This is a genomic window from Bacillus sp. NPDC094064, assembly GCF_050279585.1.
Taxonomy (GTDB): domain Bacteria; phylum Bacillota; class Bacilli; order Bacillales; family Bacillaceae_G; genus Bacillus_A.
The window spans coordinates 336151-348543 of record NZ_JBNNUI010000005.1; the positions used below are offsets into that span (position 1 = coordinate 336151).

Consider the following 12393-nt stretch of genomic DNA (forward strand, 5'->3'; position numbering starts at 1 on the left):
GGCCTTACGCCATCATTTTCTTCGCGTTCTCAATAACTTCTTCAATGCCACCAACTAAGCGGAATGCATCTTCTGGAAGGTCATCATATTTTCCTTCTAGAATTTCTTTGAAGCCACTAACTGTATTTTTTACAGGTACGTAAGAACCTTTTTGACCTGTAAACTGTTCAGCTACGTGGAAGTTTTGAGATAAGAAGAATTGAATACGACGAGCACGATGTACAACTAACTTATCTTCTTCAGATAACTCATCCATACCTAAGATAGCGATGATATCTTGAAGCTCTTTGTAACGTTGTAAAGTTTGTTGCACTTGACGTGCTACTTCATAATGCTCTTCTCCTACGATTTCCGGAGAAAGCGCACGAGATGTAGATGCTAATGGATCTACCGCTGGGTAAATACCCATTTGTGTTAAACGACGCTCTAAGTTTGTTGTTGCATCTAAGTGAGCGAACGTTGTAGCTGGTGCTGGATCAGTATAGTCATCGGCTGGTACATATACCGCTTGGATAGACGTGATAGACCCTTTATTTGTAGATGTAATACGCTCTTGTAATTGACCCATTTCTGTCGCAAGAGTTGGTTGGTAACCTACCGCAGATGGCATACGACCAAGAAGGGCAGATACTTCAGAACCTGCTTGCGTGAAACGGAAGATGTTATCGATGAACAATAGTACGTCTTGTCCTTGCTCATCACGGAAATGCTCAGCCATTGTTAAACCTGTTAATGCAACACGTTGACGTGCTCCAGGTGGCTCGTTCATTTGTCCGAATACCATCGCAGTTTTCTTGATTACGCCAGAATCGCTCATTTCGTGGTATAAGTCATTACCCTCACGAGTACGCTCACCTACACCAGCGAATACAGAGATACCACCGTGCTCTTGTGCGATGTTGTTAATTAATTCCTGAATTAATACTGTTTTACCTACACCGGCACCACCGAATAGACCGATTTTACCACCCTTAATGTAAGGAGCAAGTAAGTCTACTACTTTAATACCAGTTTCAAGAATTTCTACTTTAGTAGATAGTTCTTCAAATGCAGGTGCTTGACGGTGAATTGGATCACGACGTACATCCGCAGGAACATCACCATCTAAGTCAATTGCATCACCTAATACGTTGAATACACGACCAAGTGTTGCATCACCAACTGGTACAGAGATTGCTTTACCAGTATCTTCTACTTCTGTGCCACGAACAAGTCCATCTGTGGAAGACATCGCAACTGTACGAACTGTATCATCACCTAAATGAAGTGCAACTTCAAATGTTAAGTTAATGCTTGCTCCGTTTTCGTTGCTTTGTTTTACCGTAAGGGCGTTGTAGATTTCTGGTAGCTTTCCGCCATCAAACTTAACGTCTACAACCGGACCCATGATTTGCGTAACGCGCCCTTTATTCATCGGGTTCCCTCCTAGCTTTCTTTTAATTAGCCAACTTTCTAAAAGAAGTCGGCTTTTAATTTTTTTATTAGTTTAGCTTACGCGACTCTTTTGACAGAGCCGCTTCCGCTTTTTATTACTACTCTAACGCTGCTGCTCCACCAACGATTTCCGTAATTTCTTGCGTAATCGCTGCTTGACGCGCACGGTTGAATGAAAGTGTAAGTGAATCGATAACTTCCATTGCGTTGTCTGTAGCACTCTTCATTGCTGTCATACGCGCTGCGTGCTCACTTGCTTTACCGTCTAGTAATGCACCGTACACTAAGCTTTCTGCGTATTGTGGCAATAATACTTTTAAAATTTCTTCTTCAGAAGGTTCGAATTCATAAGATGTCGTCGGTTTGTCAGACGCCACATCAGTAAGCGGTAAAATTTTATTTTCCGTTACTTCTTGTGAAATTTTACTTACGTAATGGTTGTAGTAAATGTACAGCTCATCATAAGCACCATCTGCAAACATCGCAATTGCTCGAGAAGCAAGATCTTTAATATCAGTAAATGATGGGTGGTCAGATAGTCCAACTACTTCATCAATGATGTTAAAGCCGCGACGTTTTAAATAATCACGTCCTAGTCGTCCAAGCACAATAATAGAATATTGGTTTGAATCCATATTATGACGTTCACGAATTACGTTACTAACTGTACGTAATACGTTACTGTTATAACCACCTGCTAGTCCGCGATCCGATGTAATAACGATGTATCCTGTACGCTTTACAGGACGCGCATTTAGCATTGGATGATTAATCCCTTTGCTTCCTTGCGCAATGCTCGCTACTACTTCTTGAATCTTTTCCATATACGGAACGAAAGATTTAGCATTTTGCTCTGCACGGTTTAACTTAGATGCAGATACCATCTCCATCGCTTTCGTAATTTGACTCGTTTTCTTTGTCGAGGTAATCTTCGCTTTTATATCGCGTAAAGATGCCACAGGTTTTCACCACCTTTTTTCCGGAAGTTGGCACGATTAGTAAGAATCCTCTTCCTAATCTACGTTGCAAGATATTCTTGCTCATGATTGAAGGAAAAGAATAGGTGCACCTACTCTTTTCCTTTACATGACCTTTAGCAATCTCAGAGCCCGAGATGCCTTTTATATATACTATCTAGCTCCAGCGGCTTGAATGTTCGGTGGCTTCACTTCTTCCTACGAGGCAAAGACCGCCTCTTCGTCAGAAGCTCCATCCCCCTCACATTCAGAACGAGCCGCTTCCGCTTTTATTATTCAGAAGCTACGAATACTTTTTTAAATCCGTTAATTGCTGCTGCAAATTTATCGTCATCCGCAAGTTTCTTAGTTGTGCGGATTTCTTCTAATAAGTCAGTCGCATTTGAATCTAACCAAGCATGGAATTCTTCTTCGAAACGAGTGATATCTACTACTGGGATATCATCTAGGAATCCACGTGTTAAAGCGTAAAGAATGATAACTTGTTTCTCTACACGTAACGGTTTGTGTAATCCTTGTTTTAGTACTTCAACAGTACGAGCACCACGGTTTAATTTCGCTTGTGTTGCTTTATCAAGGTCAGAACCGAACTGAGCGAACGCTTCTAACTCACGGTAAGATGCAAGGTCAAGACGAAGTGTACCTGATACTTTACTCATCGCTTTAATCTGAGCAGATCCACCAACACGAGATACTGAAGTACCCGCATCGATCGCTGGACGTACGCCAGAGAAGAATAGGTCAGATTGTAAGAAGATTTGTCCATCCGTAATCGAGATTACGTTTGTTGGGATGTAAGCTGATACGTCCCCTGCTTGTGTTTCGATGAAAGGTAGTGCAGTTAAAGAACCGCCGCCTCTTGCATCACTTAATTTTGCTGCACGCTCTAATAAGCGAGAATGTAAGTAGAATACATCCCCTGGGTAAGCTTCACGACCTGGAGGACGACGTAATAGTAATGACAGCTCACGGTAAGCCGCTGCTTGTTTTGATAAGTCATCATATACTACTAATACGTGTTTACCATTGTACATGAACTCTTCACCCATTGTTACACCAGCATAAGGAGCTAAGTATAATAATGGAGCTGGTTGAGAAGCAGATGCAGTTACAACGATTGTGTACTCTAATGCACCGTGCTTACGTAGTGTTTCTACTACGTTACGTACAGTTGATTCTTTTTGTCCGATAGCTACATAGATACAAATCATATCTTCATCTTTTTGGTTAATGATTGTATCAAGTGCAACTGCTGTTTTACCTGTTTGGCGGTCACCGATGATTAACTCACGTTGACCACGGCCAATTGGTACAAGAGCATCGATCGCTTTAATACCTGTTTGAAGTGGTTCATGAACAGATTTACGATCCATTACACCTGGTGCTGGACTTTCGATTGGACGAGTGTTTGTTGTATTGATTGGGCCTAAACCATCAACTGGTTGACCTAATGGGTTTACAACACGACCGATTAGTTCTTTACCTACTGGTACTTGCATGATGCGACCAGTACGACGAACTTCGTCACCTTCACGGATTTCTGTGTAAGGTCCTAAAATAATAATACCTACGTTGTTTTCTTCTAAGTTTTGTGCTAGTCCCATAACGCCGTTAGAGAACTCTACAAGTTCACCAGCCATAACGTTATCAAGACCATGAGCACGCGCGATACCGTCACCAACTTGGATAACTGTACCAACATCACTAACTTCGATTTCAGACTGATAGTTCTCGATTTGTTGCTTTATCAGTGCGCTAATTTCTTCAGCTCTGATGCTCATGTGCTTCACCCCTATCTATTCTTCATTAATTCACGCTGAATACGTGCTAATTTTCCTTGTAAACTTCCGTCATAAATGCGATTTCCAATACGTACTTTAATTCCGCCTAGTAAATCTTCATCTACAACATTTTTCACGCGAATAGCATCTTTTCCCGTTCTCTTTGCAAATGCTTCTGCAATGTTAAGCTTCTCTTCTTCAGATAGAAGACGAATAGAATATACAGTTGCATCCGCTACGTTACGTTCTTCATTAGCAAGAACAACATATTCATTTGCAATTTCAGGTAAGATTTCAATACGCTTGTTATCAATTAAAATATATAACGTATTTAAAATAGATTCAGAAACAGATCCGAATACGTTTGCAAGAAACGTTTTCTTCTGCTCTTTTGAAATGTTCGGTTGCGTTAAAAAGCTATGTAGTTCTCCGTTTTTCACATAAACGTTTTGTACAAGGCGTAATTCTTCTTCAAACATTTCTAATACGTGTTTTTCTTTTGCAATTTTAAAAAGAGCGACAGCATAACGTTTTGCTACAATCCCATTGCTCATCGCGCTTCTCCTACTTCTTTAATATAATCGCGAATTAACTTCACTTGATCTTCTTCTTTTAATTCTTTTTCAATTACTTTAGAAGCAATTTGAACAGATAAAGAAGCAACTTGTTCTTGTAAAGCAGCAATCGCTTGCTCTTTTTCGCGTTGAATTTCTTGTACAGCAGATGCTTTAATTGATTCTGCTTCTTCTTTCGCAGCAGCAACAATAACATCTTTTTGATCTACAGCTTGTTTTTTCGCTCTTTCGATTAACTCTTGTGCTTCAACACGCGATTGTTTTAACATTTCACGTTGTTCTTCTACTAACTTCTTCGCTTCAGCGTTACTTCTTTCTGCAGCATCGATTTCATTAGTAACATGCTCTTCACGTTCTTTCATAATTCCCATTAAAGGACCCCACGCAAATTTGCGTAGCATTACTAATAGAAGTAAGAAAATGAACAATGTGTAAGCAATCGTTCCAAATGGAATGGAAGCGCCTAATAATAAAGTTGGCACAAGGATTCACTCCCTTCAAAATATCTAAATTGATCATATGAAAAAAAAAGACATACGTTTCGTTCATAAAGCAATGGCGAAGAAAGTTCAAAAAACACTCTTCGCCATCTATGTAAGGGGAGTCTCCCTTATTTGTTCATTACGATGAAAGCAATAACTACACCGATGATTGGAAGTGCCTCAACTAAAGCAACCCCGATGAACATAATTGTTTGAAGTGCGCCTTTTAATTCTGGTTGACGAGCAACACCTTCGATTGTACGTGATACGATAAGACCGTTACCAATACCTGCACCTAATGCTGATAAACCAATTGCAATTGCAGCTGCGATTACACCTAAACTCATTTAATTTGTCCTCCTTTGTATTATAAAAAAATAAATTTTTTCTTACTTAAATTATATTAATGGTCATGGCTTACTTTATGAGCCATATAAACCATCGTTAACATAACGAAAATAAATGACTGGATTGATCCAACGAATACACTGAATCCCATCCATGCTAACATCGGTACAAGTGCACCTAATGCGCCAAGAACTGATGCTCCGCCCAACTTAGCAAGTAATCCTAATAAGATCTCCCCTGCATAAATGTTACCGAATAAACGAAGACCTAACGTTAATGTGTTAGCAAACTCCTCAATAACCTTTAATGGGAATAAGAATTTCATAGGTTGGAAATAACCTTTAATGTATTCTTTCGTACCCTTCATCTTAATTCCATAATAATGGGTGAGGGTAACTACCATCACGGCTAATGTTAATGTAACTGCTGGATCAGACGTTGGTGATCTCCACCATGCAATATGTTCGCCAGCCTCAACTGTTGAATACATGAATGGTAAACCAAGGAAGTTCGATACGATGATAAACATGATAAGCGTAACGCCAAGCGTTAAGAAACGTCCACCTGTTTTCCAGTCCATCGTACTATTGATAATCCCTTTCACGAAGTCAAACACCCATTCCATGAAGTTTTGCATCCCGGTTGGGCGAAGGGCTAAGCTGCGAGTTCCGATAACAGCGATTAAGAAAACAATAACTGCTGCTACAGTAACCATCATAACTGATGACAAATCGAACGTTAAACCTAGAAATTCAACTAATTTACCGTGTTCCACTAGTAATTCACCTCTCTTCCCTGCTCTTATACTCTAAATAAAGAAAATCTATGATCATGACAAGGTATCCTGTCAGCAATCCTACACCTAAGCCCCACATCGCAATTAACTCTTGATATTTGGCTGCAAATAAAATTAATAACCCAATCGTGGCAAACCTTGAATATGTACTTACCGCTGTTGCCTTAAACTTCACGTTTTCTCCATTTGTTACGCGATCTAACAGCTTGTCTGTTCTACGTGCAATGATGCGCAAACTAAGAAAACTGAAAATCGTTCCGATAATCAGCCCAAGAAATACATCCTTGTAAGAGGTAAAGCCCCATCCTAGCACTAGAAGCGCAAGCAAGTAGTACATATATTTCTTCTGTCTTTGGACAAGTCCATGTACGTCTATCATCATTGCTCTCCCGAATAGTAATGTCGAATGAGTCGAATCATTGCGTATACCCCTGTTCCTAACCCGAGTAATAACCCTACAATAAGAAACAATGGAAACGTTCCAACCTTATTATCAATCCACTGCCCACCAAAGATTCCAACAAGAATAGAACCGACTAACTGAGCAAGAATTCCTGACATTAAAGCATATGCTTTTATATGGCTGCGATCGTTTTTTTGCAAGGATTCATCCCTCCAATATGTAACCCTCATTCACGATGTGTTAATAATAACTCATTTTTCTGCATAAATTCTATACAAAATAAAAAGTTTACATTTTCGTCACGGAATAGATGCATTTTTGTCACTGAAAGCCCTACCATCTATCCCCGTTGTTAGCATACAATAGGGTATTAACAGTGTCAACGAGAAATCGTAAAAAATCAAAAAATTTGAGTATTAGTCATTTCCTCCCAAAAATGAAAACGTTCCCCTTCTAAATACTGGTTAGAGATATGCAATTTCTAACAGTATTCTCTTTATAATAGAAGAAAATGTTCACAACTTTGTCACTATTACGTTTTTTAAACATAGCGCTTCCCTTCCATAATATAGTGTTCCCAAGACGTAAGACTTCTATATTATATGTGATACGTATGCTACTTATGTTGTATATACGATGTATATTTATCCTCCCCTCCCCCACTTGCTTCTGGCCAAAAAAAAGACGAGCTAGGGAATCTCCCCTTCTCGTCAGTTGTCTTACTTCGTTCCGAATAAACGGTCACCAGCATCACCAAGACCTGGCACTACATATCCGTGATCATTTAATTTCTCATCTAATGCTGCAACATAAATATCCACATCAGGATGCTCTTCTTGTACTACTTTCACGCCTTCTGGAGCAGCTACGATACACATTAATTTAATTTGTTTCGCACCGCGCTTTTTCAGAGAGTTAATTGCTTCAGCTGCAGAACCACCTGTTGCTAACATCGGATCTAGTACGATGAAGTCACGCTCTTCTACATCTGTTGGAAGTTTCACATAGTATTCTACCGGTTGCAATGTTTCAGGGTCACGGTATAAACCAACGTGTCCTACTTTTGCTGCTGGAATTAATTTCAGAATTCCATCAACCATTCCTAAACCTGCACGTAAAATCGGAATTAAACCAAGTTTTTTACCAGCGATCACTTTTGTTGTCGCTTTGCTTACAGGTGTTTCAATCTCAATGTCTTTAAGTGGAAGATCGCGAGTAATTTCGAAAGCCATTAAGCTTGCTACTTCATCCACTAATTCACGAAAATCTTTCGTACCTGTATTCTTATCGCGAATATATGTAATCTTATGTTGAATTAACGGGTGATCAAATACATACAGTTTTCCCATGTGAATCTCTCCTTTAGATGATATTCATGCGTTTGCACGCTTTTTTACACTATTTACGATTGTAAAGAAAACGCTACTAATATTCAAGGGCAAATTTGGTAAAGTCATGATTTTGCACGAATCTATCTAGTATCTTTACCAATTATGGGAGCTGTATCCTTCATTATATCGCCAAAATTTATTCATCATTTGTATACATACTTTATAAGTGATATATGTCCATGAAAAAAGACTGCCGAAACAATTACATTTCAACAGTCTTTTTCAATCTTTTATAGATTTGGATACATTGGGAATTTGCTCGTTAACGCTTCTACACGCTTACGTGCTTCTTCTAATGCAGCTTCATTCTCATGATTTTTTAATGTATAAGCAATAAGTGACGCAATTTCATCCATTTCTTCTAAACCGAAACCACGAGATGTTACAGCTGCTGTACCGATACGTACGCCGCTCGTTACAAATGGGCTCGCTGTTTCAAATGGAATTGTATTTTTGTTCACTGTAATGCCAACTTCATCTAATACGTGCTCTGCTACTTTACCTGTAATTTCTAGGTTACGAACATCAATTAAGATTAAGTGATTATCTGTTCCACCAGAAACAAGTGTAAGTCCTTCTTTTTGAAGGCCTTCAGCTAAGCGATTCGCATTGTTAATAATATTTTGTGCATATGCTTTAAAGTCATCTTGAAGTGCCTCACCAAACGCAACAGCTTTCGCAGCAATTACGTGCATAAGTGGGCCACCTTGAATACCAGGGAAGATTGATTTATCAATTTGTTTTGCAAATTGCTCTTCACATAAAATCATACCACCACGTGGGCCACGTAATGTTTTATGTGTTGTCGTTGTAACGAAATGTGCATGTGGTACTGGGTTTGGATGTAAACCAGCTGCTACTAAACCAGCGATATGAGCCATATCAACCATTAAGTATGCGCCCACTTCATCTGCAATCTCACGGAATCGTTTGAAATCGATAACACGAGGGTATGCACTTGCACCTGCAACGATTAATTTTGGTTTATGTTCTTTCGCTTTTGCTAATACATCATCGTAATTAATACGGTGAGATTCAGCATCCACGCCATATTCTACGAAATTATATTGTACTCCACTGAAGTTAACAGGGCTTCCGTGTGTTAAATGACCACCATGAGATAAATTCATGCCAAGTACTGTATCGCCTTGTTCTAAAATTGTGAAGTATACTGCCATGTTCGCTTGTGCACCAGAATGCGGTTGAACATTTACGTGCTCTGCGCCGAAAATTTCTTTTACGCGGTCACGTGCGATATCTTCTACTACGTCTACGTGTTCACAGCCACCATAGTAACGTTTCCCAGGATATCCTTCAGCATACTTATTCGTTAAAACAGAACCTTGCGCCTCCATTACCGCTTCACTTACGAAGTTTTCTGAAGCAATTAACTCAATCTTTGAACGCTGTCTACCTAGTTCTGCCTCAATTGCAGCAAATACCTTTTCATCTTGACGTTTTAAATGATCCACCAAAATCCCCCTTTTCTGAACGAATTACATCGATTCCCAATAGTTTTTTCTTTTTTATCCAGAAAAAACGAAAATTCAGGTTGTAATTCTTTCGAACCTTCATGTTTTCAACTACATTCTAACATGACTTTCTATATCATAAAAGAAAAAAAAGACCGAAAATCGGTCTTTTCTTTCTTCTATTATAAAGTCAGACAACATACCTTCTATCATATTTACCGGCAAGTGATAGTTTCTTCCTCTGCCGCATAGACAGCACGCGCTCCACCAATTAGTTTTCCACGTGTTTTTGCCATCGTTACATGTGCACTCCCAATTTCCTTCACACTTGTACGAACCGGGACGGCTACATGCTTTAAATGCATACCGATAAATGTATCACCAATATCCATTCCTGCATCCGCCTTAATAAACTCAATTACTACCGGATCTTTCAAATTGTGATATGCATATGTTGCTAATGCACCACCTGCTGATCTAACAGGCGTAACTGTTACAATTTCAAATTGATATTTTATCGCCACATCTCTCTCAACTACTAAAGCACGATTTAAATGCTCACAACATTGAAAAGCCAATTCGATACCTGTTTGCTCTTGAAATTGTTTTAACTCAGAAAAAATCGCTTCTGCCACTTCCATCGTTCCCGATGTTCCAATTCTTTCTCCTAGCACCTCGCTCGTGCTACACCCCACTACAAAAATTTGACCACTTTGTAATGAAGCTTGTTCTTGGAAATCAGAAAGCGACATTTGCAGCTGTTCTCTTACCTTTACGATTTCTGTCATTACGCCTCTTCCTTTCACAGGTTGGTTCACCAAATTATATTTCATACTGCTTCTAGTTAGAATCTATTACTTTGTTTCGTATGTTTTAATTTTTCCTACGCGGTTTTCGTGACGGCCACCTTCATAGTCAGTTGTTAACCAAATTTTTGCGATATCACGCGCTAAACCAGCACCAATTACACGCTCACCCATCGCTAGCATGTTAGTGTCATTATGCTCTCTCGTTGCTTTCGCGCTGAAAGTATCATGAACTAACGCACAACGGATACCGTTTACTTTGTTTGCTGCAATTGACATACCAATGCCTGTCCCACAAACTAAAATACCACGATCCACTTCACCATTCGCTACCATCTCTGCTGCAGGAAATGCAAAATCAGGGTAATCAACAGAACCAGCTTCACATTCACAACCTAAATCAATATATTCAATATTTAATTCTTCTAATAAACTTACAAGTTCTTTACGGATATTCATACCGCCGTGATCAGATGCTACTACTACTTTCATTTTTACCCCTCCAAAGTTTCAATCCATTATCTTCATTGCTCACTCCACTACCTTAATAGTAGGAAATGCTCTCCAATATCGTATTATACACGAAACATTAATCCTCTGAATGTTTTTTCAATAAAGTTTGCACAAGGGCTTCCATCTCTTTTAACGTCTCCTTATAAACAGAAAGAGAGCCTCCAAACGGATCGGAAATATCCTTACTTACACCTTCAGTTAATCCATATAGTGTATACACTTTTTCTTCATTATTAGGATAATGCCCAAGTATAATTCCCTTATGATTTTCTGTCATTGCTATTACAATATCCGCCCAATCAAGCAACGTTTCATTTATTTGCTTTGAAGCATGATCGATGGAAATTCCTTTTTCAATAAGTGCTTCTTTCGCATAAACCGACGCATCGCTCCCAGGATAGGCGAAAACACCAGCAGATTGCACTTCAAACTTACCTTCTCCATGATGACGAAGTAACGCCTCAGCCATCGGACTACGGCATGTATTTCCAGTGCAAACAAATAATACTCGTTTCATCCCAACCCACCCCTTATATTGTATCTTCTCCCTTTAATAATAGCTTACATTAGGATAGAACAAAAGAAATGTGAATATACGAAAGGCGCATTTTTTCTAAGAAAAAATGCGCCTTATCCACATATATGTGAAACCCTAGTTCCAAGTGCCCAAAGTATTTTACCATACATAACGTGCACACTACAAAACAAAATAAGGAATCCATTTCATACGAAACAGATTCCTCTTATACAAGCATTATTTCATTGTAACTTTCATTACTTCTGTTGAACCTTTTGTAGCTGTTACGCCTATAGTTGTCTTAATAGACTCGGCTGCATCTGTGTTTGTAATAACGATTGGAGTAATTGTACTTTTCGCTTTTTCACGGATTAATTCTAAGTCGAATGAGATTAATTTATCTCCAGCTTTTACAGCTTGGCCTTCAGAAACGTGAGCTTCGAAACCTTCGCCTTCCATTTTTACAGTTTCTAATCCAACGTGGATTAAGATTTCTGTACCGTTTTTCGCTTTAATTCCAATAGCATGTTTTGTGTGGAATAATTGTACGATTTCACCATCAACTGGAGATACAACTACACCTTCAGTAGGATCAATTGCAACACCGTCACCCATCATACGACCAGCGAATACTGGATCTGGTACTTCTTCAATATTTTTCACTGCTCCAGTTAATGGAGCTACGATTGTTTCTTCATTTGTTTTTGAACCAAGACCGAATAATTTTTTAAACATAGGATAGTCCTCCTTATAATTTACCTAAAAGTTTATAGGGCAATCCCTAGTAAAGATCGGGATACATGTAAGACTTCATACTTCGAATATTATATTGTAAAAACGCTTTCGAAATAAATTACGTCATTACTAATAGACTCTTATTGTAGCGCTTCACAAAATT

Annotated in this window: 16 protein-coding genes; all 16 read right to left on the bottom strand. The window is 39.0% G+C overall.

The window, feature by feature from the left end; all coding sequences use genetic code 11:
• Positions 1-4: 4 nt before the first annotated feature.
• Positions 5-1414 carry a F0F1 ATP synthase subunit beta gene (gene atpD, locus ACQKNI_RS14410; RefSeq protein ID WP_001032589.1) on the bottom strand — a complete coding sequence of 470 codons (1410 nt, stop codon included), beginning with the start codon at positions 1412-1414 and terminating at the stop codon, positions 5-7.
• A 118-nt stretch (positions 1415-1532) separates the two neighbouring features.
• A complete protein-coding gene (atpG, locus tag ACQKNI_RS14415) occupies positions 1533-2393 on the bottom strand; it encodes a F0F1 ATP synthase subunit gamma (RefSeq protein ID WP_088231983.1) in 861 nt (286 codons plus the stop codon).
• Positions 2394-2683: 290 nt separating this feature from the next.
• A complete protein-coding gene (gene atpA / locus ACQKNI_RS14420) occupies positions 2684-4192 on the bottom strand; it encodes a F0F1 ATP synthase subunit alpha (RefSeq protein ID WP_000027521.1) in 1509 nt (502 codons plus the stop codon).
• Positions 4193-4203: 11 nt separating this feature from the next.
• Entirely contained in the window at positions 4204-4746 is a 543-nt protein-coding gene (gene atpH / locus ACQKNI_RS14425) for a F0F1 ATP synthase subunit delta (protein WP_088231982.1), read from the bottom strand.
• Positions 4743-5249 carry a F0F1 ATP synthase subunit B gene (gene atpF, locus ACQKNI_RS14430; protein ID WP_001142625.1) on the bottom strand — a complete coding sequence of 169 codons (507 nt, stop codon included), beginning with the start codon at positions 5247-5249 and terminating at the stop codon, positions 4743-4745. Before atpF ends, atpH begins: the two co-directional genes overlap by 4 nt.
• Before the next feature lie 128 nt (positions 5250-5377).
• Entirely contained in the window at positions 5378-5596 is a 219-nt protein-coding gene (gene atpE / locus ACQKNI_RS14435; protein WP_000052064.1) for a F0F1 ATP synthase subunit C, read from the bottom strand.
• Between the two features lie 56 nt (positions 5597-5652).
• Positions 5653-6372 (bottom strand): F0F1 ATP synthase subunit A, encoded by a 720-nt coding sequence (gene atpB, locus ACQKNI_RS14440; protein ID WP_088231980.1) that lies wholly within the window; start codon positions 6370-6372, stop codon positions 5653-5655.
• A 7-nt stretch (positions 6373-6379) separates the two neighbouring features.
• Entirely contained in the window at positions 6380-6772 is a 393-nt protein-coding gene (locus tag ACQKNI_RS14445; RefSeq protein ID WP_000567600.1) for an ATP synthase subunit I, read from the bottom strand.
• Positions 6772-6996, bottom strand: a complete 225-nt coding sequence (locus tag ACQKNI_RS14450) for an AtpZ/AtpI family protein (RefSeq protein ID WP_140417439.1) — start codon at positions 6994-6996, stop codon at positions 6772-6774. The genes ACQKNI_RS14445 and ACQKNI_RS14450 overlap by 1 nt, the downstream gene beginning before the upstream one ends.
• Positions 6997-7022: 26 nt before the next feature.
• Entirely contained in the window at positions 7023-7136 is a 114-nt protein-coding gene (locus tag ACQKNI_RS14455) for a DUF4024 domain-containing protein (RefSeq protein WP_000232963.1), read from the bottom strand.
• 379 nt (positions 7137-7515) lie between these two features.
• Positions 7516-8145, bottom strand: coding sequence for a uracil phosphoribosyltransferase (upp, locus tag ACQKNI_RS14460; RefSeq protein ID WP_000517536.1), 630 nt, complete (start codon positions 8143-8145; stop codon positions 7516-7518).
• Positions 8146-8417: 272 nt separating this feature from the next.
• Entirely contained in the window at positions 8418-9659 is a 1242-nt protein-coding gene (glyA, locus tag ACQKNI_RS14465; RefSeq protein WP_140417438.1) for a serine hydroxymethyltransferase, read from the bottom strand.
• Between the two features lie 215 nt (positions 9660-9874).
• A complete protein-coding gene (locus ACQKNI_RS14470; protein WP_098252369.1) occupies positions 9875-10465 on the bottom strand; it encodes a TIGR01440 family protein in 591 nt (196 codons plus the stop codon).
• Between the two features lie 48 nt (positions 10466-10513).
• Positions 10514-10957 (bottom strand): ribose 5-phosphate isomerase B, encoded by a 444-nt coding sequence (gene rpiB, locus ACQKNI_RS14475; RefSeq protein ID WP_000869917.1) that lies wholly within the window; start codon positions 10955-10957, stop codon positions 10514-10516.
• 97 nt (positions 10958-11054) lie between these two features.
• A complete protein-coding gene (locus tag ACQKNI_RS14480; RefSeq protein WP_088231976.1) occupies positions 11055-11495 on the bottom strand; it encodes a low molecular weight protein arginine phosphatase in 441 nt (146 codons plus the stop codon).
• Between the two features lie 237 nt (positions 11496-11732).
• Positions 11733-12230, bottom strand: a complete 498-nt coding sequence (locus ACQKNI_RS14485) for a PTS sugar transporter subunit IIA (RefSeq protein WP_000473664.1) — start codon at positions 12228-12230, stop codon at positions 11733-11735.
• Positions 12231-12393: the final 163 nt, after the last annotated feature.

Coding starts and splice junctions, on each gene's coding strand:
- atpD (WP_001032589.1), bottom strand. CDS start 1,414: ATGAATAAAGGGCGCGTTACGCAAATCATGGGTCCGGTTGTAGACGTT.
- atpA (WP_000027521.1), bottom strand. CDS start 4,192: ATGAGCATCAGAGCTGAAGAAATTAGCGCACTGATAAAGCAACAAATC.
- atpH (WP_088231982.1), bottom strand. CDS start 4,746: ATGAGCAATGGGATTGTAGCAAAACGTTATGCTGTCGCTCTTTTTAAA.
- atpE (WP_000052064.1), bottom strand. CDS start 5,596: ATGAGTTTAGGTGTAATCGCAGCTGCAATTGCAATTGGTTTATCAGCA.
- ACQKNI_RS14445 (WP_000567600.1), bottom strand. CDS start 6,772: ATGATAGACGTACATGGACTTGTCCAAAGACAGAAGAAATATATGTAC.
- ACQKNI_RS14455 (WP_000232963.1), bottom strand. CDS start 7,136: ATGGTAGGGCTTTCAGTGACAAAAATGCATCTATTCCGTGACGAAAAT.
- upp (WP_000517536.1), bottom strand. CDS start 8,145: ATGGGAAAACTGTATGTATTTGATCACCCGTTAATTCAACATAAGATT.
- rpiB (WP_000869917.1), bottom strand. CDS start 10,957: ATGAAAGTAGTAGTAGCATCTGATCACGGCGGTATGAATATCCGTAAA.
- ACQKNI_RS14480 (WP_088231976.1), bottom strand. CDS start 11,495: ATGAAACGAGTATTATTTGTTTGCACTGGAAATACATGCCGTAGTCCG.
- ACQKNI_RS14485 (WP_000473664.1), bottom strand. CDS start 12,230: ATGTTTAAAAAATTATTCGGTCTTGGTTCAAAAACAAATGAAGAAACA.